The organism is Paenarthrobacter sp. 4246, assembly GCF_040546855.1.
Taxonomy (GTDB): Bacteria; Actinomycetota; Actinomycetes; order Actinomycetales; family Micrococcaceae; genus Arthrobacter.
Genome location: NZ_JBEPOP010000001.1, coordinates 177300 through 200174 on the forward strand (window position 1 = coordinate 177300; position 22875 = coordinate 200174).

A 22875-nucleotide genomic window follows, 5' to 3' on the forward strand; every position below is an offset into this window, starting at 1 on the left:
GTCTACAATCATGGGGAGCTCAGCGTGGCGCTCTGCACGTATTCCTCCAAGCCATGAGTGAGCAAACATGAAAATTGGCATTCTTACCAGCGGTGGCGACTGCCCCGGCCTCAACGCAGTGATCCGGGGAGCTGTCCTCAAGGGCATCGCCATCCACGGCCAGGAATTTGTGGGCTTCCGTGACGGCTGGCGTGGTGTTGTGGAAGGTGATGTCATTGACATTCCCCGCACCATGGTCCGCGGTATCGCCAAGCAGGGTGGCACCATTCTGGGCACGTCCCGCACCAATCCGTTCGAAAATGGCGGTGGCCCGGACGTCATCAAAGCCCATATGGAACGCCTGGGCATTGACGCGATCATCGCCATCGGCGGCGAGGGTACTCTGGCAGCGGCCAAGCGCCTCACCGACGCCGGACTGAAAATCGTCGGCGTCCCCAAGACCGTGGACAACGACCTCGATGCCACCGACTACACCTTCGGATTCGATACCGCAGTCCAGATCGCCACGGAGGCCATCGATCGCCTCCGGACCACCGGGGAGTCCCACCACCGGTGCATGATCGCCGAAGTCATGGGCCGCCATGTCGGTTGGATCGCCCTGCACGCGGGCATGGCCGCCGGTGCGCACGCCATCCTGATCCCCGAGCAGAAGGTCAGCATCGAGGAGATCACTGAATGGGTCCAGGAAGCCCACGATCGTGGCCGTGCGCCCCTGGTAGTGGTTGCCGAGGGCTTCGTTCCGGACCACATGGAGTCCCCGCACTCCGAGCGCGGGCTGGACACCTTTGGCCGTCCCCGCCTGGGCGGCATCGCCGACCAGCTGGCCCCTGAGATCGAGGCCCGCACGGGCATTGAAACCCGCGCCACGATTCTCGGCCACATCCAGCGCGGCGGCGTCCCCACCGCTTACGACCGCGTTTTGGCAACCCGTCTGGGCATGGCGGCCATCGACTCCGTAGTGGACGGACGTTGGGGCACCATGGTGGCCCTCAAGGGAACGGATATCTCCCACGTGGGCTTCGAGGAAGCCCTGGGCAAGCTCAAGACCGTGCCGCAGCACCGCTACGACGAAGCATCTGTGCTTTTCGGCTAGTCGGCTAGGCTGAATCCATGACTCTTGAGCCCACGTCCGCTGCCATTATCCAGCTGGCGTGGGCTCGCCATTTGGGGCTCGACGACGACGCTTTCGCCACCGCAGCGGCCCGGCTCACCAACTCGACCACGGACCCCGGCGACCCCGCACTCCGCATCACCCGCGTGGACGAATCAGCCCGGGCGGTGGTCTTCCTGAGGCTCTTCGGAGTTTCGGCACTGGTGGGGCCGCAGTGGGCCCTGGACGCCGCCGTCGGACTTCCTGATACAGAGCTCGCCCAACACGTGACCCTGCTGACCTTGACCCGTTCCCACGGAGGGCACGGGCTGGGATCAACGGCCCTGTTCTTCGCTGACGATTTGCCGTTGCAGCAACCCTCCGACGACCTCACAGTCTCCCAGGGCAACCCGGAAGCCATCAGCCTTGAAGCGCAGTGCCCTCCGGACGATGTCAATGAGGTGGGGCTGCAGGGCCTGGAACACCGGTTCACCATCATGCACCCTGACGAAGCATCGCCCACCCCCGTGGCCTGCGGCGCCTACTCCGAATGGGAAGGCATCCTGGCCAACATGGGCGTTCTGGTGGCACCTCCGTGGCGTCGCCGAGGCTTGGGAACCCTGGCCGCGTCCATCGCTGCCCATGAAGCCCTGGCCGCGGGCCTGACCCTGCAATGGAGGGCCGACGTCAGCAATACCGGGGCACTCGCGATGGCCCGCAGCCTTGGCTTTGCCACGGGCGGGCTCCACGCCAGCGTCCTGCTCGGCTGACTCCCCCGGATTTTTTCGTACAGATGGTGCCCTTACGAGCCTTCTCAAGGGCATCATCTGTACGAAAACCCTAGGTGTTGAGATCAGCCTTGGCGGTTTCCGGTGCGGACCTGCTGTTCCAGCCCTGTACAGGTTTCGCCTTACCAAAGAACAGTGCCACCACGGCACCCAGCAGAATCGCGCAGGCAGGCAACAGGATTGACTGGCTCATCGCCGTCGAGAATCCTGCATGAAGGGCTTCCGGCAGTACACCGCTCATGGAAGCTTCGCCCACCGGAGCACCGGCGGGGGCTGCGGGCAGTTCCGCCGAGAGCCGCGACTGGATCAGGGCAGCGATGGCCGCCGATCCCAGGACAGCACCGATTTGGCGGGTGGTGTTGAAGACACCGGACCCTGCTCCGGCCTGGCGCGGTTCCAGGTTGCGGGTGGTGGCATTGGACACCGGTCCCCAGATGAAAGCGTTGGCAACACCCTGCAGCGCGCTGGGCAGCAGGAACATCCAGATGGGAGTATCCGGTCCCAGCAGGGCAGCGGTCCAGAAGAGGGCTCCTGCCATGCAGAGCAGGCCGAACGAGGCAAAGTATCGAGGATTCGCGCGGTCAATGAGCTTGCCCACGAACGGCGCCAGGGCACCGGAAATAATGGCCATGGGGATCATGAGCAGCGCCGACTGGGTTGGCGTCAATCCGCGGACCGTCTGGTAGTAGAAGATGGTGGGCAGCGGGAACGCCGTCACCGTGAAACCGACGGCCATGATGGTGGTGTTGCCCAGGGAGAAGTTCCGGTCCTTGAACAGGCCAAGCGGCAGCAGGGGTTCCCCGCCGCGGCGTTCAAGGAGCCATTGCCAGAGCACGAAGAGAACCAGGACCACCAGCCCGGTGATGATCAGGCCCCAAACGGTGACGAATCCGGTGACCGTTCCCCACTTGTACGTCTGGCCTTCCTGGATGCCAAAAACCAACAGGAACATACCGACGGCGGACAACACCACGCCGAGGACGTCGAACGAATGCGTGTGGGTAGTCAGTTTCGGTACGAAACGCATCACCAGGATGAAGGCCACGATCCCAATGGGGACGTTGACGAAGAAGATCCATTGCCAGCCCAGGCTGTCCACCAGCACGCCGCCAAGAATAGGGCCAACCAACACGGCCATGCCGGCGGTAGCGCCCCACAGCCCCATGGCTGCACCCCGGCGGTCCGGCGGGAAGATGCGGGTGATGACGGCCATGGTCTGGGGTGTCATCATGGCTGCACCCAGGCCTTGGAGGACACGGGCGGCGATCAACATGGTGACGTCACCGGACAGGCCGCACCACAAGGACGCCAGGGTGAAGACCACCAGGCCTATCAGGTAAAGGTTCTTTGGTCCGAACCGGTCCCCCAACCTCCCGGTGATGAGCAGGGGCACTGCGTACGCCAGCAAATAGGCGCTGGTGACCCAGATGACGGCATTGATGTCCGTGCTGAGGCCCTCCATGATCCGCGGATTCGCGACCGACACGATGGTGGTGTCGATGAGGATCATGAAGAAGCCCACCACGAGTGACCAGAGCGCCGGCCACGGCTTAGCTACGTTTTCCAAGGGATTCCTTTGGCTCGGGTGAAATGTTTGATGGAGCCGGCAGGGGTTCGTCCCAGGGCAGGTGCCCGTTGCCCAACTCCTCGAGGAGGCCGCGGATCCACGCGATCTCCGTTCGGCGCATTGCTTGTTGATACGTGATGTCAATCCAGTACTTGCGGGCAAGTCCCTTGGCCGTCACGGTGGCCTCCGCCCGGACCAGGAAGTCGAGATCGGCGTTGAGCGCCTCGACCCGCTCCTCCAGGAGTTCCTTCACCACGTCCGCAGGGAGGTGATGCGCCTCGGCGATGGCGTGCGGAAACAGGGGGTACTCATTGACGGGCGTGGAGAGCATGGCCTGGAGCCGGGCGTCGAGGGCTTGGTGTCCGGCATCCGTGATCCGGTAGGTGGTCCGCTCGGGCCGGTTGCCTTCCCGGCCTGTTCCTGTGGCCTCCACGAGTCCGCTTTCCTCAAGCCTGCCCACGGCGTGGTAGAGCGTTCCCGGACGTACCTTGACCAGTCTGTCTTCGTGGCGGGCCATCAGTAGTTGATACATCTCGTACGGATGCATGGGTTCCTCTGCCAACAGGGCCAGGGCTGCGACGCCCAATGGCGTCGGATCGGAAATTCTGGGCATGGTCGACCCCTTTCCGTACGTATATTCCACTACAACTATTCCACGTGGAATATATGGGCCGCAAGTAAGCCCGGCCGCTGGGCGACCGGGCTGCCTGGGGGCGGGTTTTCTCAGCCCAGGAGGACCAGGATCTCAGCCCGGGCGAACATGGCCGCAGCCTCGCGCGCGGTGGGGGTTCCGGCGTCGGGGTCTGCGCCTGCGTCCAACAGAATCCGCGCCACGCCCGTGTACCCCTTGAAAACCGCGCCTGCGAGCGGCGTCTGGCCTCGATCGTTGGCCGCATTGACATCAGCGCCGTGGTGGAGGATCAACTGCACTGCTTCCTCGTGCCCGTGGTAGGCGGCCAACATCAGCAAGGAATCCCCCGCCGCGTTGGTCAGCGTGGACGGGGCACCGGCGGACAAGTAGCCACGCAACAGTTCGGTGTTGCCCTCGCGGGCGGCATCGAACAGGGCGTGGGCAAGCGCCAACGTCTCGTCGTCGGCGTTTGTCCCAGGGCTGGCGGGCTCGGAACCTGCGGGTTGGTTCAGGTGGCTCATCGGTGGGGTCCCTTCAGGAATCCGGTCTGGCGCCCAACAACCTGGCCGGCGTCGGGGGCGACGATCACTTCCTGGGCAGCGACGTACGGCTCCTCGCCATCCATCACTGTCAGGGTTTCCTCCGCTGAAACGGACCGCTTCACCACGGCCAAAGCCACGGGTCCCATTTCGAAGTGCTGCGCCACAGATGTCAGGGTACCCACCTTGCGTTCTCCGGCAAATACAACACTGCCAACAGCGGGGAGAGTGTGCTGGGAGCCATCCAACTGCAGGAAGACGAGGCGACGGGGTGGGTGGCCGAGGTTGTGGACACGGGCGATGGTCTCCTGGCCCTTGTAGCACCCCTTGTTCAGGTGGACTGATGTCCGCAGGAGGTCCAGCTCGTGGGGAATCGTCTTCTCGTCCGTCTCGGCTCCAAGGCGGGGACGCCAAGCAGCGATCCGCAGGGCATCGGCAGCCAAAGCCCCCGCCAACGGAAGGCCTTCAACGGCGCTTTCCAGCCCGGCCGCTGGGACGAGGTACTCGAACCAAGGACGCTCAAGCCCGGGATGGGATTCCTCCGCAACGATGCTGTACGCGTAGCCGCCCGGGCTGACATGCGGCCACGGATCCTCCCACACCAAGCGGGAGGCCAGCTGCTCCACTGGTTTGGTGGAGCCCAGCACGGCCCACTGTTCCGAGACGTCCGTGATCTCGACGCGGAGCATGAATTTCATCTTGTTCAGCCACTCTGCCAAAGGCGCGGCTTCTGCGGACTCCACAATCAGCCACGTGGTATCACCGTCGTCAATCACCCTGGCATCGAATTCGATGCGGCCCTGGACACTCAGCATCAAGAGCTCGCTGGCGACTCCGGGCTGCAGGTTGGTGAGTTGCTGCGAGGACAACGTGTTGAGCCAGCTCAGCCGGTCCGGTCCGGACACCGTCACCACCCCGCGGTGCGAGAGATCGACGACGGCGGTGCCGGCTGCCAAGGCACGCTGCTCACGCAGCGGCTCGCCATAGTGGGCAGCGACGCCGGCGTCCAGGCCGGTGTCCTCGACGGCGCCGGGGCGCGACAACAGAGGGCTCGTGTAAGTCATATGTAGTAGAAGTCCTTGCAGCTCAGCAGTATTCCGTGGGTGGAAATAATTAAGGTCAGCGGTATTCCGGGTTTTCGAAGTCGAACCGGGTACCCGCTTTCCATTCCTCCGGCAGGTTGCCGTAAGCCGGGATGCCCCCGGCATCCTTGAGGATTTTGGCCATATGGAGCAGGTTCCAGGTCATGAAGGTGGTATTCCTGTTAGTAAAATCACTCTCAGGACCACCCGACCCTTCGTCCAGATAGCTGGGGCCGGGACCCACGGGACCGATCCACCCGGCGTCCGCCTGGGGTGGGATGGTGAAACCGATGTGCTGGAGGCTGTACAGCACATTCATGGAACAGTGTTTGATGCCGTCCTCGTTGCCCGTGATGAGGCAACCGCTCACCTTGGGATAGAACGCCCATTGGCCGTTGCTGTTCAGCTCGCCCGAGTGCGCATACAGCCGCTCGATGAGTTTCTTGGTTTGGGAGGAGTTGTCACCCAACCAGATGGGGCCGGCTACTACCACGATGTCGGCGTCGCGGACATCGGGGTAGATCCCGGGCCACTCGTCCGTCTTCCAGCCATGCTGGCGCATATCGGGATAGACACCGCTGGCAATGTCATGATCAACGGTCCGGACAAGTTTGGTAGTGACACCCTGCTTCTCCATGATGTCCCGGCTGATCTTGATCAGTCCGTCCGTGTTGCTGGGTTGCGGCGAAGGTTTCAGGGTGCCATTGAAGAAGACGGCTTTGAGGCCCTCGTAGCCTTTCGGCCTGAGGTGGGTGTTCACTTTCTGCTCCTTCCGCTGGCTGCTTGCTGGAACGTCCGGTGAAGCCCCCGGGTCAGGACACCTTGTGCAGGAATGCCGAGGCGTGGGCTTCGAGTGCTTTGCCGCTGGCAGCAACGTCCCAGCGCCACAGGAGGTTCCCGTCCACCAGACCGAAGATACGGGTGGCTGCGGTGTATTCCTTGGAGTGGCTCCCGCGCATCACCATGTCGGTGCTCAGCTGGATCTGGGGTCCCTTGATCTGACCGTAGTAAAGCTCAGTGATGCCACCGGGGTGCGCAATCGACACCGAGATGTCGAAGCCGCCGTCTTTGTTGCGGCGCTCTTCCACGTCATCGGCGGTCTTGAGTACCGGGACGATGTCCGCCGGAATCAGGCCGGGTCCGCCGTCGCCTTCCTGGAGCTTCCGCTCCAGGGCCCAGAAACCGGTCTCGACAGTCAGCGGACGCAACTTTGCGCCGTCGTCGTCACTGAGCCAGGTCTCGGCTCTGTACTGCAGGTACGGCAAGCCGTTATGGGTAAAGGAAACGTGCTGGACGAAATGCTCGGAATCCTCGTCACCGCTGCCGAGCCGGCCGCGGCCTTCCCACTCACCAATGAGCCAGGAAAGGGGGACGAGTTCAGGCGTCAGATCGGTAGGGATCTCAATAGGCACAACGAATACCTCTGTTGGAGAGCAGGACCGGAGAGTTTACTTCTGGCCCTTGAAAAGGCGGTATACGACAAAACCTGCAAACCATGCCATGGCGACGCTGGCCAGGCCAAGGAGAACGAGGAAGAAGATTTCAAATGCGAGTACAGACATGATGCCATCCTAACCGTTAGTAGATGAGTAGTTTGTCTATGAAGTACACCAAGGCCCCCACCGCCCAGACGGGGGCAACGCCCATCCCCACGGCTGCCGGAATGTTCAGGCGGCCGCGCCGAAGGGTGGTCATCCGCCGGAAGGACACCAGGACGGAGCCAACCACCACGCCAACCAACGCCGCGGGAAGTACTGCAATATCAGAGAATACAAGACCAGCGAGAGGACCCATGAGTCCGGCCATGACCACACCCAGCGGAGCCACGATGCGGTCAGGCCATCGGATGATTCCCACCATCAGGGCCACTGCCGCGCTCAGGCCGGCCACCAGGACCATTTCCTTCACTCCGTTGAACCGCGCGCCGGCAATCCACCCTGCGCCAAGGCAATTCAAAAGGACGCCGGCGCAGCATCCGAGAGTTGATTCCAGTCGCTGCGCCTGCCCCGTTCCACGGACAAGCTGGACCACGAAGACCGCCATCACGCCGATGGCAATGAACGCCGGCGTTCCTTCCAGGAATCCAGGGGCCGGAAGGTAGGCTGCGGTCACGGCAGATCCCGCACCGGCCACCCCGATCACCGCCGCCAAGGTTTTCTTGGCAGGGACGCCAAGAAAATGCGGCCAGCCAATCCCCACGGCCGCGGAGGCAGCAATGCCGACGCCCACCATGGCTTCCCGGGAAACGAAGGTGCTGGCCACGATGGCGGTCAGCGCCACGAGTCCAATTACCCCGATGCTCCAAGACTTCACTGTGTGCCGACCTCAATCCGATGCGCCTTACGACCTCTCGACAATCCTGCCTTAACCCGGCCCAATATGTCGTAATTCCGGTGTCCGCCCGTCACGAATCCATGTGTCGCAGGGCACTGATGGGTATACTCAGACTTCAACGGCGCACTGTATTGGCCTTGATCCCGTTACAACGGGCAGAGGCTGCCAATGCGCTGTGACCGGCCGGGAATCTCCGGTTTCGACGCCCGATGATGCGCGTACAGCCCATTGGAGGAACTATGTCGCACATCCTGCTCCTGACGAACAGCACCGGCTCATCGGTGGACATTTTGCCTGCCTTGGAGTTGCTGAACCACCGCGTACACATTCTCCCGGCAGAACCCACGGCCCTGCTTGAAACCGATCCCACGGACATCGTTTTCCTTGATGCCCGCAAGGACTTGGTGGGTGCCCGCTCATTGACCCAACTGCTGAAAGCCACCGGGCTCAGCGCTCCGCTCATGCTCATCCTTACGGAGGGCGGCATGGCTGCCGTCTCCTCGGCCTGGGCAGTGGATGACATCGTGCTGGACTCCGCCGGACCGGCCGAGGTGGAAGCCCGTATTCGCCTCGCCATGGCAAGGGCGGTTCCCGGTGAAGAGGAAACCCAGACGGAGATCCGCGCCGCCGGCGTCGTGATTGACGAAGCGAGCTATACCGCCCGTGTCAGCGGCCAGCCGCTGAACCTCACGTTCAAGGAATTTGAACTCCTGAAGTACCTGGCGCAGCACCCGGGACGAGTATTCACGCGCCAACAACTGCTGACGGAGGTCTGGGGCTATGACTATTACGGAGGCACCCGCACCGTGGACGTCCACATCCGTCGGCTTCGCGCCAAGCTCGGAGTGGATCACGAGAACCTGATCAGCACGGTCCGCAACGTGGGCTACCGGCTCACGCTGGTGCGACTCCCGGATGACGAACTCTCCGAGGCCTGAGCGGCCCCGGCGCCATCCGCAAAACCTGACAACACATGAAAGAGGCCGGAATCCCTGCGGATTCCGGCCTCTTTCATAATCTTGGTGGAGGACATACGGGTCGAACGTATCGAGGCCACCCCACTGGTGGATCCCCCCTGCGCTGGCTTTAGGAAGCTGACTAACAGTGCCGCAAAGCCGAACGAGATATCGAGACTACCTCCGTTCCAGCGGGACTTCAAATCACGGAGCTTGCCCCGGACGTATAGCCTTGCATCATGAGTCACGCGCACCCGGAAAACTGGCCCGTCCTGATCATCGCCGGCGCCTTGGACCCCGATCTCCTCAAGGACGTCAAGACCCTCGCCGCCGCAGCTGAGGAGTCAGACGGAAACCCGCCTTTTTCGGAGCAGACGCTGGTGATGCTGCGGGGCGTCGATTCCGGAGACCACTCGGTCCTGTCCTTGGCCCTTTACGCACCCGACGAAGATTCCGATCCGGCCACGGCTGAAGACCTGGCGGGAATCGCCGTCGTCGTCGAGGCGCCCGACTCAAGCGGCGTGCTGGAGCTGGCCGTCCACCCGAGCTACCGCAACCAGGGTGTGGCCGGAAGGCTGCTGGGCGCCTTGCAGGGCAAGAGGAGCCTCGACGGACTCAGCGCGTGGTCACACGGGAACCACGAGGCCGCCGCCGAGCTCGCTACCCGCTTCGGATACGGGCCGGTCCGTGAGCTGTGGAAGATGCGGCTCATGTCCTCTGCTTCAGCACTGCCCGACGCCGGCCTCCCGGACGGAGTCTCCCTCCGCGCCTTCGTTCCAGGCCAGGATGAGCAAGCATGGCTGGCAGCCAACCGCGCCGCGTTCTCCCACCACCCTGAGCAGGGATCGATGACCCTGGCGGACCTCGAAGCCCGGAAGGCTGAGGACTGGTTTGACCCCGAGGGGTTCCTCTTGGCCGTCAACACCGACGGGGAGCTTCTGGGCTTCCACTGGACCAAAGTCCATCCCCGCCAGGGTCCACACCCGGCGATTGGCGAGGTGTATGTGGTGGGCGTTACTCCGGCGGCGCAAGGGCTGGGCCTGGGCAAGGCCCTGACGGTCGCTGGAATCCAGCACCTTCAGGAAAAAGGACTCCATGCAGTAATGCTGTACGTGGACGCCGACAACCAGGCTGCGGTAGCCCTATATCAGAAACTCGGTTTCGTTCGCTGGGACACCGATGTGATGTATGGACCTTTAACCAAAAATTAACCCGGCGTGATTGCCGGACGGAATGCCGATGACATCTATGATTCGGGCAGCCCAATTGCTTGTAATGTGGGAGGAAACCCCGTCCTGAGCTTAGGAGAACCCCATGCAGCCGGACCCCGTCGGCACCGCCGGATCCACCTCGAAGGGTGCAACCTTGCCCCCACGCTTCGGATCCTCGGAAGTGCCGGCCTCGCGTGCCACCCAGGACCGCATCGATATTCCGGAATTCGCACCGAGCCTGGAGCCGGAAGGCGACATCTCTCCGGACCGTTTCCTGGACCGCGAGCTGAGTTGGCTGGCCTTCAACTCCCGTGTGCTGGAACTCGCCGAAGATCCTGAACTTTTCCTCCTGGAACGTGTCAGTTTCCTGTCGATTTTTGCCTCGAACCTGGACGAGTTCTTCATGGTCCGCGTTGCAGGCCTCAAGAGGCGCATCGCCACGGGCCTGGCTGTGCCCTCCCCGGCCGGGCTGAGCCCCATTGAGGTGCTGGAACAGATCAGCGAAGAGGCCCACAGGCTTCAGGAGCGTCACGCAAGGGTCTTCGCTGAGCAGATCCGACCTGCGCTGGCTTACGAGCACATCCACATCATGCACTGGCATGAACTGGATGAGGATGCCCGCCACCGGATCAGCATCATGTTCCAGGAGAAGGTCTTCCCCATCCTGACGCCGCTTGCCGTGGACCCCGCGCACCCCTTCCCCTACATCTCCGGCCTCTCCCTCAACCTTGCCGTGATCGTCAGCAACCCGATCAGCGACAAAGAGCTCTTCGCACGCGTCAAGGTTCCGGACCAGCTCCCCCGCCTCATTTCCGTGGACGGACCGCGTGCAGGCGCCATCCCGGGCCGCGTAGCCCGGTTTATCGCGCTGGAAGAGGTCATTGCCGTCCACCTGGATAAGCTTTTCCCCGGCATGGAAGTCCTGGAGCACCACACCTTCCGCGTCACCCGCAATGAGGACCTGGAAGTTGAAGAGGACGACGCCGAGAACCTCCTGCAGGCTTTGGAGAAGGAACTGCTGCGCCGCCGCTTCGGCCCGCCGGTACGGCTGGAAGTCACCACGGACATCAACCCGAACATCAAGGCCCTGCTGATCCGGGAACTCGGGGTTGAAGAGTCCGAGGTCTACTCCGTTCCCGCACCGTTGGATCTCCGTGGGCTGTCCGCCATCAGCGCCATTGACCGCGCTGATCTGCACTACCCCAAGCATGTCCCGCACACCTCCCGCTACCTCAACGAGTCCGAGACCTCCAAGGCCGCCAACGTCTTTGCCGCGATGCGTCGCAGGGACATCCTGCTCCACCACCCCTACGACTCGTTCTCCACCTCGGTTCAGGCTTTCCTGGAACAAGCGGCCGCGGATCCCAAGGTGCAGGCCATCAAACAGACCCTTTACCGGACGTCAGGTGACTCCCCCATCGTTGACGCCCTCATCGATGCCGCCGAGGCCGGCAAACAAGTCCTGGCCCTCGTTGAAATCAAAGCCCGCTTTGATGAGCAGGCCAACATCTCCTGGGCGCGCAAGCTGGAACAGGCAGGCGTTCACGTGGTGTACGGCATCGTGGGCCTGAAAACCCACTGCAAATTGTCCCTGGTGGTTCGACAGGAAGTGGACGGCCTCCGCCGCTACTGCCATATCGGTACCGGCAACTACCACCCCCGCACGGCCCGCTACTACGAGGACCTTGGCCTTCTGACCGCGAACGAGCAAGTGGGCGAGGACTTGTCCAAACTGTTCAACCAGCTCTCCGGTTACGCGCCGAAGTCCACGTTCAAGAGATTGCTCGTTGCGCCGCGATCGGTGCGGGCCGGCTTGATGGACAGGATTGAAACTGAAATCCGCAACGCCCAGGCCGGCGTAGCCGGATTGGTACAGATCAAGGTCAACTCGATGGTGGACGAAGCCATCATCGATGCCCTCTACCGGGCCTCGCAGGCCGGTGTGAAGGTTGACGTCGTGGTGCGCGGCATCTGCTCCCTGCGCCCTGGCGTCCCTGGACTCAGCGAGAACATCAGGGTCCGTTCCGTCCTGGGTCGCTTCCTTGAACACTCACGCGTCTTTGCTTTTGGCAACGGTGGCGAACCCGTGGTGTACATCGGCTCCGCCGACATGATGCACCGCAACCTGGACCGCCGCGTAGAGGCGCTGGTGCAGCTGGCCAGCAAGGAAGACACAGCTACTGTCATGGACCTGCTGCGCCGCTATGTTGACGACGGGACCGCCAGCTGGCACCTGGACGATCACGGACACTGGACCAGGCACCACTTGGACCAGGACGGCAAGCCCTTGCTGGACATGCAGTCCTGGCTCCTGGCCTCCCGTTCGCGCCAGCGGGCATCGGCACGGCGGTAGAGGAACCACTTGAACAGCGATACCCCCGTGGCGGATCAGACTGACCACCCCGGCGAGTCGGTGGCGGTTGTAGCAGCCGGCGCCATTCCGTGGCGGATCAACAAGGGTGCCCTTGAGGTTCTCCTCATCCACCGGCCGCGATACGACGATTGGTCCTGGCCCAAAGGAAAGCTCGACGCCGGCGAAACAGTTCCTGAGTGTGCGGCCCGTGAAGTATGGGAAGAGATTGGCCTCCAGGCTCCCTTGGGCATACCACTTCCCGCAATTCACTACCATGTGTCTGCGGGTTTGAAGGTGGTCCGGTACTGGGCTGTCCGGGTCAACGGAACCCAGCTCAGGCCCGACGGCAAGGAAGTGGACAGCGTCATGTGGTGCAGCCCTGACAGGGCCGCCGCATTCCTGAGCAACCCCACCGACACGGAGCCGCTCGAATACCTTGAGAAGGCGCACATCCGCGGCGAGCTGGACACCTGGCCACTGGTGCTGATCCGCCACGCCAAGGCCAAGCCACGGTCCTCATGGACCAAGGCTGAGGGCGACCGTCCGCTGGCAGCGACGGGCCAACGGCAGGCAGTTGCCGTTCAGCGCCTCTTGGAGGTGTGGAAGCCGCAGCGGGTGGTCACCAGCCCCTGGGCACGGTGCGTTGCCACGATCGCCCCTTATGCCAAGGCCAGCGGGGCCAAGGTGAAACTGGTGGAGGCACTCACGGAGCACAGCCACCACCGCTCCCCGAAGAAGACAGCCGCAGCGGTGGAGGCATTGTTCGACAAACAGGTTCCGATCGCCGTCTGCACGCACCGCCCTGCGCTGCCTACTGCGTTGAAACAGCTGGGACAACACATGCCCCAGAGCCTGAAGGCACTCCTTCCTGCCTCGGACCCTTACCTGACTCCCGGCGAAGTGATTGTCTGCCAGGTGGCGCGTGGATCTGAGCGGAAGATTGTTTCCGTGGAACAGGTCAAGCCTTTCGACGACTAGGACCACACGATTCCGGAGCTTGACCCCATGTCTTTTGTATCAAATACTTAGTACATTGATACAAAAGACATGGGGGTCTTGTCCGTGTATGTAAACCTGCCGCCTTTGCTTTTCCTTGGGCCTGCAGTCGGCGCCGTGATCGTTTATCTTTTCCTTCGCCTGCAGGTGTGGTCCAAGCCCGATGCCCAATCCGTTGCCTCGCATGGGCTATGGGTGGGAATCATCGGGTGGATGGCCAGTTCCCTGCAAGGAGCCATGAACGCGGGGATCCTTCGCGTCAATCCCGTCGGGGCAAGCGCACCTTCCACTCCCGAGCAGATCGCCGGCGCACTCGGCTGGCCCATTCTCGCCTGCCTCGCCGTCCATGCGTTGGGTCAACTGAGCTACCCTGCGCCCAAGGCTCCACGCAGATACGCCGAACTGACAGTCCGCAGGATCAGGGATTTCCTCCCCCGAAAACTCGCGTGGACCACCGCCTCGATCTTCGCCTACGCAGCCGTGGTCATCGCCTGGGTGGCTGCGCTGCCTGAGCATATCCCGGTGCTCCCGACTCCCCCGGAGCTTTCCACTCCCCCGGACCAGGCACCGCCCGTGAACAACGGCTACATAGGGCAGGGACAAGAAGGCAGGATCCCCGGTGTGGAACTGGCCGCCTGGCTGGGTGGCGCGCTGTTGCTTCTTGCCGTCGGAACGTGGTTGATACTCCTCCTCATCGCCCGCCGCCGTCAGCTGGAAACACTCGACAGCGACAATAACCGGGTCCTCCGCATCATCGCCACCAACCGCTTGCTCCGGACGGTCGCGACCATCGCCGCAGGGCTGGCAGCCATCGCTGGAAACTTTGCGGCCCAACCGGCCCCCGGCGCCTTATGGCAGTCGTCCTGGTTCAACGCCCTTGGCCTGTTCAACATGGTGGTGCTCCTGATGATGTGGTGGTGGCGGGTTCCTGAACTGCCGTCGCTGCTCAAGGCGGCCAAGACCACCAGTGCCGCTACGCTTCGCGCTGATCCCCGTACCCACCGGGCAGCCCGGCTCAGCATCTCCATCGGTGCGTTACTGGGGGTCGTGGGCGGGCTTGCTCTGGTGGCCGGCTACGCAGTGGTCCTGTTGCCTGCGCAAACACCTGCACCGTGGGCATTTCCTTTGCTGACGGGAACAGTGGCCGTACTCCTCCTGGCAGCCATCGCAGCAGGCGATCTCCTGATCGCCCGGAACTACGGAACATCCGACGCTCCAAACCACTGGCCGCGGCAACCCGTCTCCCGGGGTCTGCTCTCGTTTGCCATTGGCAGCGTCCTGGTACTGGGTGTGGCGATCGCCTTCGCCGTGGCCGGCGAGGTGCAGCCATTTGGGCCCAAGGTCTGGCCGGGAGCAGTTCTCGTCTCGGTGGTGGTGGCGCTGGCCGGCGCCGCGGCCATCCTTGCCGTACGCCGCCGTCGTGGTATCCCGGAAAGTGAGGGAGAGGCCGGCCTGGACGCCGCGTTAAGGGCCATCAGCCTGTACAGGGTCGTCCGGACCTTGGCAGCGTATTGCCTGGGGCAGGCGGCCACGCTGCTGATCAGCACTGGCAACGCCTGGTATGACGTCTTCCCGCCTGCCCTCGGCCCCGGCCCCGATCCGATCGGCCCCAGCCCTGCGATCCCCATCGGCATTGCCTTGGCCATCATCGCGCTCCTCGTGGCCGTGACGCCCGTGCGGAGCTTGTTCCGGACCATCCCACGTGGCGCGCCTGCCAAGCGAGGAGAGCACGCACAATGACTGCCGGGATCACGGTGGACCTGTCAGATCCCGTCCCGCCGTATGAGCAGATCCGACGGCAGCTCAGCTCACTGATCACTGTAGGGATCCTGGAACCCGGGAGCCGCCTGCCCACGGTCCGCAGCCTGGCATCCGACCTCGGCATCGCAGCGGGAACCGTGGCGCGCGCCTATAAGGAACTTGAGCAGGCCGGACTGATCGAATCACGACGACGGAACGGGACTGTCGTCGTCGGCCCGCCCCCGGCGCCCCACGGCACTGTCCGGGCGGACGCTGCGGTGATTGCCGCCGTCGACGGTTTGATCCGGACGGCCCGCGACGCGGGCATTCGTGACGACACTCTCATAGATCTGGTTCGAGGCAGGCTGACCAGTAAGCTGGACTCGTGAGCATCCCCACCCCTTATGAAGACCTTCTGCGCGACGTCATGGCGAACGGCACGCACAAGTCGGACCGCACCGGAACCGGAACGCGCAGCGTTTTTGGCCGTCAGCTGAGGTTCGATCTCGCCGGGAGCTTCCCGCTCATCACCACCAAGCGGGTCCACTTCAAGTCCGTTGCCGTGGAACTCCTCTGGTTCCTGCGCGGCGACTCGAATGTGAAGTGGATGCAGGATCAGGGCGTCTCCATCTGGGATGAATGGGCTGACGCCGATGGCGAACTCGGCCCTGTCTATGGCGTGCAGTGGCGCAGCTGGCCAACCCCCGATGGCGGGCACATTGACCAGGTGTCCCAGCTCATGACCAACCTCGCCGCCAATCCGGATTCACGGCGGCACATCGTGTCGGCATGGAATGTTTCCGAGCTCAAGGACATGGCCTTGCCCCCATGCCACGCGTTCTTCCAGTTCTACGTGGCGGACGGCAAACTGTCCTGCCAGCTGTACCAGCGCTCCGCGGATACGTTCCTGGGAGTCCCGTTCAACATTGCCTCCTATGCACTGCTGACCCGCATGGTGGCGCAGCAACTGGATCTGGAGCCCGGAGAATTCGTCTGGACCGGAGGTGACGTCCACATCTACGACAACCACGTGGACCAGGTTGCCGAGCAGCTCAGCCGTGAGCCATTCGAATACCCGCAGCTCAAGATCCTCCGGAAGCCGGACTCGATCTTCGACTACACGCTGGACGACTTTGAGGTTGTGGACTACCGCCACCACCCCACCATCAAGGCGCCGATCGCAGTATGAGCACTTCGTCTTCCGACGTTCCGGCCCAGCTCCCCGGCGTCATCTTCACGCAGGAAACCGCAGCCCGCATGACCGGCATCGGCATGGTGTGGGCCCAGACAAAATCCGGCGTGATCGGCAAAGACGGTTCCATGCCGTGGCACTTGCCCGAGGACCTGAAACACTTCAGCCAACTCACTACCGGCCATCCCGTCATCATGGGCCGCAAGACCTGGTTATCGTTCCCGGAAAAGTACCGTCCGCTCCCGGGCCGCACCAACATTGTGGTGACCCGCAACGCCGAGTGGGCGTCCACGCCCGAGGCCGAGGGCGCCGTCGTGGTTTCCTCCCTGGACGCGGCCCTGTTGGAATCGCAATTCGCGCCCGGCGGTCAAAAAGTGTGGATCATCGGCGGTGGGGAGATCTTTGAACAATCCATGGGCATCGCCAATCTGGCCGTGATCACCATCATCGATGCTGATCTGGAGGGCGACACATACGCCCCCGAACTCGGTGATGACTGGACCTTCGACGCCGTAGCCCCCGCCGAAGGCTGGCTCACCGCCAAAAACGGCACCAACTACCGGTTCACCACGTGGCGCCGGAACGCAACCCAGGAAAGCCAAGAGAGCTGAGCATGCTGAAGAAACCTGAAACCCTGTTCGTGCTGGGCTATATGCTGCTGCCGCTCTTCGCCCTGATCTCAGCCATCGTGGGACTGACCATGATCCTGGGCGGCAACAAGATAGCCGGGATCATTGTGCTGATCGTCGTCACACAGGTGTTCGCCTTCGGCGCCTTCTTCTCCCTGCGCAAGCGGAAGGCCCTGTTGCTCCAAGAGCACGACGCCGGCACCCTTCAGCCACCGCGCTAGGCCCTCCGGGCAGCTGGGCGGGTGGCGTCGTCGTGCAGTGCGTGCGTGACGTAACCAACAGCGGCTCTACGCCCCGAAAGTTTAGACTGGGGGAATGACTACAGCAGCTAATCCGTCCGTTGGACTGGTCGGTTGGCGTGGCATGGTCGGTTCCGTCCTGATGCAGCGCATGCAGGACGAAAACGACTTCGCCAACATCAACCCGGTATTTTTCTCCACCTCGAACGCAGGAGGTGCCGCCCCGTCCTTCGCTGATGGGGCCGGCAAGCTCGAGGATGCGTTCGATATTGAGACGCTTGCCAAGCTGCCGATTATTGTCACCGCCCAAGGCGGCGACTACACCAAGCAGGTCCACGGCGAACTCCGCAGCCGTGGCTGGGATGGCCTCTGGATCGACGCCGCTTCCACCTTGCGCATGAATGACGACTCAATCATCGTGCTGGACCCCATCAACCGTGACGTCATCGACGCCGGACTGTCCGGTGGTGTGAAGGACTTCATCGGCGGCAACTGTACGGTTTCCTGCATGCTTATGGGCCTCGGCGGACTGTTCAAGAACAACCTGGTGGAGTGGGGCACCTCCATGACCTACCAGGCTGCCTCCGGTGGCGGCGCCCGGCACATGCGTGAACTCCTCAACCAGTTCGGCACCCTCAATAACGAGGTCAGCAGCGAACTGGAAGATCCGGCGTCGGCCATTCTCGAAATCGACCACAAGGTCCTCGCTGCACAGCGCACCGGCGTTGACGCCACACAGTTCGGCGTGCCGCTGGCAGGCTCACTCATTCCCTGGATCGATGCCGACCTCGGCAACGGCCAGTCCAAGGAAGAATGGAAAGCCGGAGTAGAGACCAACAAGATCCTCGGCACCGGAAACGGCACTGCGGGCAAAGACCATATCGCCATGGACGGCCTGTGCATCCGCATCGGCGCCATGCGTTCGCACTCCCAGGCCCTCACGCTCAAGCTGCGCGAAGACCTGTCCGTGACCGAAATCGAGAACCTCCTGGCCAAGGACAACGAATGGGCCAAGGTTGTTCCCAACACCAAGGAAGCGTCCATGGCGGACCTGACTCCCGTAGCAGCGTCCGGGACCCTGGACATTCCGGTGGGCCGTATCCGGAAGCTTGAAATGGGTCCGGAATACATCAGCGCCTTCACCGTTGGCGACCAGCTCCTATGGGGTGCAGCCGAGCCGCTGCGCCGCATGCTCAACATCGTGACGGGCAAGCTCTAGTCCTGGCCGTCCCGAACGTCTTCAACCCGCTTTTCCGTGCTGGGCAGCAGTTGCCGGGCAGCAACGGAAAAGCGGGTTTTCGACGTCGTAGGGTGTGTTCAGCCGGCAGTATCGGCCAACATTCTTCAGCCGGCCATGAATTTCAGGTAGGTCCTGCCCTGGGCCTCAAAGGAACGCCCGGCGGCTGTCCCCAACTGCCCCGCGAAGGGCTCCGGCACCACGCCCACAGAATTCCCGCTCACGGTTCTTGCCCACGTTCCCACCACTTCCCCGCCGGAGACGATGATGCGCTTGAAAACACCGTTCTTGCCCGGCACTACCCGTTCGGCGTACTCGGGTGCCAGTACCAGGCTCCGGTCCTGGTAACCGAGCAGGTACTCATCGAACCCGGGAAGAGCCAGCAACGAGCGTGAGCCGGGGACGCCGTCGTCGAGCATTGCCGCCGCCTCAGGTGACAACCAATAACTGGTGCCGTCCAGCGGCATCTCGACCAGCCGGTCTTGCAGGGTGGTGAGAGCCGCACGCGCTTCAGTGAGCGGCACTTGGCTCCACCACGAAAAATCCTTGATGGTGGCCGGGCCGTGGCTCCTGAGGTAGCGGAACAGCAACTCCGCGATGCCCTCCTCACGGCCAAGGTCCCTGGACTTAGGTATCCACTCCTCAAATGGCACAAACAGTTGCTGCACGCCCGCCTTCCCGCTGGATGCCGCCATCGGCCCCTGTACCAGCCAGGCGCGCTGGCACAAGCTCCCCAGCAAGTGGATCCCGCGCTGTGCTGTGGTGATCTGGCCGGCTTCCTCAAACGCTTGGAACAGTTGCTCCCGGGTTGCGCCGTGTGCGCCCTCCGTTGCCTTCAGCACCTCCGTGGTTTTGACCGCGATGTCCCTGCAATGGCTGATGTCGTCCTGGGTAATGCCGAGTTCACGATGCCGGCCGGCCACCATGGACATGAGGCGGTCGCTGGTGATGCCCAGAATCCACCGGAGATCCTCGGGGGCCAGGAGGTGCAAGGTGCCGCGCATCGGCCAGGAACGGACCACGGTCCCGGCATCGAGGGCAGCCCTGACGTCCGAGGCACGAGTGCCGGGTACCCGCTGCCCCACGGCCCACAGCGCATGGCCAAGGTCCTGGGCCTGCATGGCCGTCATCCAACGAACCGCATCCGCTACCGAGGGAAAGCCCCCGGCCAACAGGCCTTGGCTGGCGAGCCGCAAACGGCCCATGACGCGCGGACTGGGATTCTTGTGGGCTGCGGGCATGCTTCATCCTAAAAGCACTGGCATGCACAGGGAACCTTGCCGCGCCTCCCAGCCCTCACCCAGCAGCGGATCCTAGGATGGATTCATGCTTTTTGGAGATCTTGCCCCGTTTGTGCGGCCGATGAGCCGGTGGTTGGCTACCGCCGGCTGGTTCTGCACTCTGGTGGGACTTGGCGCCGGGCTGATCGTTGCCGTGGGAACGGGCGTCAGCCTCTCCCCGTCGATGAGGGCCATCCAGACAGCCAGCCTCGTAGCGACTGCCGCAGCCGCGCTCCTCATTGGAACCGCCGCAGCCAGCCAGCCCGTTTCCGACCGCGACGACGACGCCCCTGAACCTTGGTTCTACCCGGCGGCCGCCGCACAGGTCCGCAGCTTCCTCCTCGGAGCCATCGTCATGCTCCTGGGCTTGGTGGGCTTCGCCGCTGCCAGTCTGTACATGCCCAGCGGACCATCGCCGCAGAGTATCGCGTTCAGCCAGATCTTCCTGCTGGGCTCGGTTAGCTGCGGGCTGACGTTCCTGTTGCTCAACAAGATCCTGCCGCTTGCAGAGCGGCGTACACGCTAGGATTCCATCCCGGCGCTTCGCCGAGGGGCTGGATCTCGACCGAAAGACCCCCCTCATTCCCCCGAGAGCTCACCCCTCGAGAGCTGCGTTTGCCTTAGAACGAAAGGCCGATCAGCAGCGGTTCCGGGTGCAGTTCAATGCCAAAACGTTCGACGACGCCGGCCCTCACCTCGCGCGCGATGGCCACCATATCCGCAGCCGATGCTGTCCCCCGGTTGGTGATGGCGAGGGTGTGCTTGGTGGACAGGGATGCCCTGCCGCCTGAGACACTCGATTCCTCCAGCCCGAAGCCCTTACCGAACCCGGCGTGGTCGATTAACCAGGCAGCGGAAAGCTTGATGAGTCCGTCCGTGCCGGCGGGGTACTTGGGCGCGTTATCCGGCAACCCTGCAGCGCGTTCTGCCTCCACGATCGGGTTGGTGAAGAACGAACCCGTGGAATAGGTGTCACGGTCTGCTGCATCCAGGACCATGCCCTTGGATGCGCGGAGCCGGAGGACTTCCCTCCGGACATCGTTGGAGTAGGCGCGCTTGCCTGCCTCCACGCCCAGCACGCGGGCCAACTCCGCGTAACGGATAGGGGCGCTCATCCGTCCCAGCGGCAACTGAAACTCCACTGTCAGCACCACATAGCGGGGCGACCCCTCAACCGTGGTCTGTTTCAGGATGGAGTCGCGGTATCCGAATTTGAGCTCGGAATTGGTAAAGGTCTGAACTGCGTTGCGTTCACGATCCCAGGTCCGCACAGCGGCGATTGTTTGTGAAACGTCGGAACCATAGGCGCCGACATTTTGCACAGGAGTAGCTCCTGTGGCACCGGGAATACCGGAGAGAGCCTCCAACCCGGACCAGGCGTGCAGTACGGAGTGTTCCACCAGCGCATCCCAATTGTGTCCGGCCTGTACCACCACCGAAACACCGCCACAGCTGTCCTCGGAGTTCACGGTGAAGCCGTGGGAGGCAATCTTCAGCACGGTCCCTGGGTAGCCTTCGTCCGAGACCAGAAGGTTGGACCCGCCTCCGATGATCAGGAGTTTCTGGCCCGCAGCGTCAGCCGAACGGACGGCGTCGATGATCTCCGCCTCGGTGCGGGCCTCAACGTAGTTGCCCGCGGGGCCGCCAACGGCAGCAGTGGTCAGTTCGGAAAGCAGTGTTTGGGTCACCTATTAAGCCTAACGGGCTTCCTTGGGCTGGACGGACTTGGCCTTCTGCTGCCCGGAGAGCGGGGCCAGGAAGAAACTGACCACCAGGAGCACCAAGGGCGCCAACAAAGAGTGCAGGATGCCGAAGTGTTCGGCCAACAGGCCCAACAGTGGAGGCCCACAGAGGAAAGCCCCGTAGCCGATGGTGGAGACAACCGAAACCCGTGCAGCGGCGTGGACGGGGTCATCTGCGGCGGCTGACATCCCCACCGGGAAACCGAGCGATGCGCCAAGGCCCCAGATAGCCAGGGCAACAAACGCCAGCCACGGAACCGGTGAAAAGACAAAGAGCGCAAGACCCACGACGGCGGTCGCCGAGCACCAGCGCATCACCACCACACGTCCAAACCGGTCGAGGATGGACGTGCCGGCGAATCGGCCGATGGTCATGAAGGTGACGAACAGTCCGTAACCCACTGCGCCTGCGGCATCGGACTGCCCGTGGCCGTCGGCAAGCGCCAACGCCACCCAGTCCCCCGCAGCTCCCTCGGCCAGTGCCAGGCCGAGGACCAGGACGCCGATCAGGAGGGTTCGGCGGTCACGCCAGGCAAGGGCCACGAGCCGCTTGTTGTCGAGTGGGGCAGCGGCCTTGCCTGGTTCGGGCTGCGTCTCCGGTGACCCGGTGATGATGGGCAGCGGACCGGTGGAGGGGTCCTGGAAAGTGTCCGTTTCATCCGGCCGGTAAGTGTGCGTAGCAGCAGCTGTCTTTTCCGCGCGGAACCAGAAGCCGGCAGTCACCACGGAGGTGGTGACCACAACGCCCGAGATCAGGAAATGCCAGAAGACCGGCATGTGCACCGCGGCAGCCCAGGCACCAAAACCGGCGGCGGCTACAGTGCCGAGACTGAATGCTCCATGGAGGTGCGGCATGATGTGCCGGTCCAACGCGCGCTCCAGCGCGGCTCCCTCAACATTGGAGGCGGTATTCCAACTTGCCGTGCCAAGACCGAGCACCACCAGGCCTGCTGCCACCACCAGCGGACTTGCCGCGATGGACGCGCCAAAGCCCACGGTGACCAAGCCGGCGCCCACCATGCAACTGCCGATCCTCGTGGTGAGTTTCGGGCCCAGCCTGAGCACGATCAGTCCCGAAGCCGAGATGGAGATGAAGGAGGCGACGGTCATGCACATCAGCAGAAGGCCAATGCCGCCGGGCGTGAGATTCAGTCCGTCGCGGATGGCGGGCAAGCGGGACACCCAAGTGGCAAAGGCGATGCCACTGGCCGCGTAGGAAGCAAGAACAGCGGCGCGCCACCGCGACATTTCAGTCGGGGTGGCGCGTCG

General features: G+C 63.2%; 23 protein-coding genes. 13 read left to right on the top strand and 10 right to left on the bottom strand.

Translation table 11 applies throughout. The features are described 5' to 3' along the window. Positions 1-67 precede the first annotated feature (67 nt). Together ABIE35_RS00865 and ABIE35_RS00870 are read left to right on the top strand one after the other, a co-directional pair. On the top strand, positions 68-1093 hold the full coding sequence (locus ABIE35_RS00865) for an ATP-dependent 6-phosphofructokinase (protein WP_089595818.1): 1026 nt from the start codon (positions 68-70) through the stop codon (positions 1091-1093). 17 nt (positions 1094-1110) lie between these two features. Further along, on the top strand, positions 1111-1860 hold the full coding sequence (locus tag ABIE35_RS00870; protein ID WP_354511994.1) for a GNAT family N-acetyltransferase: 750 nt from the start codon (positions 1111-1113) through the stop codon (positions 1858-1860). Positions 1861-1930: 70 nt separating this feature from the next. Here the strand turns inward: ABIE35_RS00870 and ABIE35_RS00875 are convergent, their stop codons facing one another. The 7 genes from ABIE35_RS00875 to ABIE35_RS00905 all read right to left on the bottom strand — a co-directional run bounded on the left by ABIE35_RS00875 (position 1931) and on the right by ABIE35_RS00905 (position 8010). Next, a complete protein-coding gene (locus ABIE35_RS00875; RefSeq protein WP_354511996.1) occupies positions 1931-3445 on the bottom strand; it encodes a DHA2 family efflux MFS transporter permease subunit in 1515 nt (504 codons plus the stop codon). Next, positions 3429-4058, bottom strand: coding sequence for a PadR family transcriptional regulator (locus ABIE35_RS00880; protein WP_354511997.1), 630 nt, complete (start codon positions 4056-4058; stop codon positions 3429-3431). Before ABIE35_RS00880 ends, ABIE35_RS00875 begins: the two co-directional genes overlap by 17 nt. 110 nt (positions 4059-4168) lie before the next feature. Then, a complete protein-coding gene (locus ABIE35_RS00885; RefSeq protein ID WP_354511999.1) occupies positions 4169-4597 on the bottom strand; it encodes an ankyrin repeat domain-containing protein in 429 nt (142 codons plus the stop codon). After that, positions 4594-5679 carry a CAF17-like 4Fe-4S cluster assembly/insertion protein YgfZ gene (gene ygfZ / locus ABIE35_RS00890; protein WP_354512001.1) on the bottom strand — a complete coding sequence of 362 codons (1086 nt, stop codon included), beginning with the start codon at positions 5677-5679 and terminating at the stop codon, positions 4594-4596. The genes ABIE35_RS00885 and ygfZ overlap by 4 nt, the downstream gene beginning before the upstream one ends. A 55-nt stretch (positions 5680-5734) precedes the next feature. Further along, the gene (locus ABIE35_RS00895; protein ID WP_354512003.1) at positions 5735-6457 is read right to left on the bottom strand and encodes a flavodoxin family protein; all 723 of its coding nucleotides are present in this window, start codon (positions 6455-6457) and stop codon (positions 5735-5737) included. 52 nt (positions 6458-6509) lie between these two features. After that, complete coding sequence (locus ABIE35_RS00900; RefSeq protein ID WP_207594258.1) at positions 6510-7109, bottom strand: nitrobindin family protein; 600 nt, start codon at positions 7107-7109, stop codon at positions 6510-6512. A gap of 166 nt (positions 7110-7275) precedes the next feature. Further along, positions 7276-8010, bottom strand: coding sequence for a permease (locus ABIE35_RS00905; protein ID WP_354512005.1), 735 nt, complete (start codon positions 8008-8010; stop codon positions 7276-7278). Positions 8011-8270: 260 nt separating this feature from the next. Between ABIE35_RS00905 and ABIE35_RS00910 the strand changes: the two genes are divergently transcribed. The 10 genes from ABIE35_RS00910 to asd all read left to right on the top strand — a co-directional run bounded on the left by ABIE35_RS00910 (position 8271) and on the right by asd (position 18566). Next, complete coding sequence (locus ABIE35_RS00910) at positions 8271-8969, top strand: winged helix-turn-helix transcriptional regulator (RefSeq protein WP_018776718.1); 699 nt, start codon at positions 8271-8273, stop codon at positions 8967-8969. A 257-nt stretch (positions 8970-9226) separates the two neighbouring features. After that, positions 9227-10198 carry a mycothiol synthase gene (gene mshD, locus ABIE35_RS00915; protein ID WP_354512007.1) on the top strand — a complete coding sequence of 324 codons (972 nt, stop codon included), beginning with the start codon at positions 9227-9229 and terminating at the stop codon, positions 10196-10198. Between the two features lie 103 nt (positions 10199-10301). Further along, positions 10302-12551: an RNA degradosome polyphosphate kinase gene (locus tag ABIE35_RS00920; RefSeq protein WP_354512009.1), complete on the top strand. Its 2250-nt coding sequence runs from the start codon at positions 10302-10304 to the stop codon at positions 12549-12551. Positions 12552-12560: 9 nt separating this feature from the next. Beyond that, entirely contained in the window at positions 12561-13529 is a 969-nt protein-coding gene (locus tag ABIE35_RS00925; protein WP_354512011.1) for an NUDIX hydrolase, read from the top strand. 69 nt (positions 13530-13598) lie between these two features. After that, the gene (locus ABIE35_RS00930; protein ID WP_354512013.1) at positions 13599-15287 is read left to right on the top strand and encodes a hypothetical protein; all 1689 of its coding nucleotides are present in this window, start codon (positions 13599-13601) and stop codon (positions 15285-15287) included. After that, positions 15284-15676 carry a GntR family transcriptional regulator gene (locus tag ABIE35_RS00935; RefSeq protein WP_354512015.1) on the top strand — a complete coding sequence of 131 codons (393 nt, stop codon included), beginning with the start codon at positions 15284-15286 and terminating at the stop codon, positions 15674-15676. The genes ABIE35_RS00930 and ABIE35_RS00935 overlap by 4 nt, the downstream gene beginning before the upstream one ends. Then, positions 15673-16476 (top strand): thymidylate synthase, encoded by an 804-nt coding sequence (locus ABIE35_RS00940; RefSeq protein ID WP_354512017.1) that lies wholly within the window; start codon positions 15673-15675, stop codon positions 16474-16476. The genes ABIE35_RS00935 and ABIE35_RS00940 overlap by 4 nt, the downstream gene beginning before the upstream one ends. Then, complete coding sequence (locus tag ABIE35_RS00945; RefSeq protein ID WP_354512019.1) at positions 16473-17090, top strand: dihydrofolate reductase; 618 nt, start codon at positions 16473-16475, stop codon at positions 17088-17090. Before ABIE35_RS00940 ends, ABIE35_RS00945 begins: the two co-directional genes overlap by 4 nt. Positions 17091-17092: 2 nt before the next feature. Continuing rightward, the gene (locus tag ABIE35_RS00950; RefSeq protein ID WP_354512021.1) at positions 17093-17329 is read left to right on the top strand and encodes an NF038396 family protein; all 237 of its coding nucleotides are present in this window, start codon (positions 17093-17095) and stop codon (positions 17327-17329) included. A 94-nt stretch (positions 17330-17423) separates the two neighbouring features. Beyond that, positions 17424-18566 carry an aspartate-semialdehyde dehydrogenase gene (gene asd, locus ABIE35_RS00955; protein ID WP_354512023.1) on the top strand — a complete coding sequence of 381 codons (1143 nt, stop codon included), beginning with the start codon at positions 17424-17426 and terminating at the stop codon, positions 18564-18566. A gap of 125 nt (positions 18567-18691) precedes the next feature. Here the strand turns inward: asd and ABIE35_RS00960 are convergent, their stop codons facing one another. Next, positions 18692-19825 (bottom strand): winged helix DNA-binding domain-containing protein, encoded by a 1134-nt coding sequence (locus ABIE35_RS00960; protein WP_354512025.1) that lies wholly within the window; start codon positions 19823-19825, stop codon positions 18692-18694. An 85-nt stretch (positions 19826-19910) separates the two neighbouring features. Here ABIE35_RS00960 and ABIE35_RS00965 point away from each other — a divergent pair, with 85 nt between their 5' ends. After that, positions 19911-20390 carry a hypothetical protein gene (locus ABIE35_RS00965; RefSeq protein ID WP_354512027.1) on the top strand — a complete coding sequence of 160 codons (480 nt, stop codon included), beginning with the start codon at positions 19911-19913 and terminating at the stop codon, positions 20388-20390. 94 nt (positions 20391-20484) lie between these two features. Here the strand turns inward: ABIE35_RS00965 and ABIE35_RS00970 are convergent, their stop codons facing one another. Beyond that, on the bottom strand, positions 20485-21552 hold the full coding sequence (locus tag ABIE35_RS00970) for a UDP-N-acetylmuramate dehydrogenase (RefSeq protein ID WP_354512028.1): 1068 nt from the start codon (positions 21550-21552) through the stop codon (positions 20485-20487). Positions 21553-21561: 9 nt separating this feature from the next. Continuing rightward, the gene (locus ABIE35_RS00975; RefSeq protein WP_354512343.1) at positions 21562-22854 is read right to left on the bottom strand and encodes an MFS transporter; all 1293 of its coding nucleotides are present in this window, start codon (positions 22852-22854) and stop codon (positions 21562-21564) included. Positions 22855-22875 lie beyond the last annotated feature (21 nt).

Excerpts from the sequence above, each read along its gene's own strand:
- ABIE35_RS00865 (WP_089595818.1), top strand. The coding sequence starts at position 68 with ATGAAAATTGGCATTCTTACCAGCGGTGGCGACTGCCCCGGCCTCAAC.
- ABIE35_RS00870 (WP_354511994.1), top strand. The coding sequence starts at position 1,111 with ATGACTCTTGAGCCCACGTCCGCTGCCATTATCCAGCTGGCGTGGGCT.
- ABIE35_RS00880 (WP_354511997.1), bottom strand. The coding sequence starts at position 4,058 with ATGCCCAGAATTTCCGATCCGACGCCATTGGGCGTCGCAGCCCTGGCC.
- ABIE35_RS00885 (WP_354511999.1), bottom strand. The coding sequence starts at position 4,597 with ATGAGCCACCTGAACCAACCCGCAGGTTCCGAGCCCGCCAGCCCTGGG.
- ygfZ (WP_354512001.1), bottom strand. The coding sequence starts at position 5,679 with ATGACTTACACGAGCCCTCTGTTGTCGCGCCCCGGCGCCGTCGAGGAC.
- ABIE35_RS00910 (WP_018776718.1), top strand. The coding sequence starts at position 8,271 with ATGTCGCACATCCTGCTCCTGACGAACAGCACCGGCTCATCGGTGGAC.
- mshD (WP_354512007.1), top strand. The coding sequence starts at position 9,227 with ATGAGTCACGCGCACCCGGAAAACTGGCCCGTCCTGATCATCGCCGGC.
- ABIE35_RS00920 (WP_354512009.1), top strand. The coding sequence starts at position 10,302 with ATGCAGCCGGACCCCGTCGGCACCGCCGGATCCACCTCGAAGGGTGCA.
- ABIE35_RS00930 (WP_354512013.1), top strand. The coding sequence starts at position 13,599 with ATGGGGGTCTTGTCCGTGTATGTAAACCTGCCGCCTTTGCTTTTCCTT.
- ABIE35_RS00935 (WP_354512015.1), top strand. The coding sequence starts at position 15,284 with ATGACTGCCGGGATCACGGTGGACCTGTCAGATCCCGTCCCGCCGTAT.
- ABIE35_RS00945 (WP_354512019.1), top strand. The coding sequence starts at position 16,473 with ATGAGCACTTCGTCTTCCGACGTTCCGGCCCAGCTCCCCGGCGTCATC.
- ABIE35_RS00950 (WP_354512021.1), top strand. The coding sequence starts at position 17,093 with ATGCTGAAGAAACCTGAAACCCTGTTCGTGCTGGGCTATATGCTGCTG.
- asd (WP_354512023.1), top strand. The coding sequence starts at position 17,424 with ATGACTACAGCAGCTAATCCGTCCGTTGGACTGGTCGGTTGGCGTGGC.
- ABIE35_RS00960 (WP_354512025.1), bottom strand. The coding sequence starts at position 19,825 with ATGCCCGCAGCCCACAAGAATCCCAGTCCGCGCGTCATGGGCCGTTTG.
- ABIE35_RS00965 (WP_354512027.1), top strand. The coding sequence starts at position 19,911 with ATGCTTTTTGGAGATCTTGCCCCGTTTGTGCGGCCGATGAGCCGGTGG.
- ABIE35_RS00975 (WP_354512343.1), bottom strand. The coding sequence starts at position 22,854 with ATGTCGCGGTGGCGCGCCGCTGTTCTTGCTTCCTACGCGGCCAGTGGC.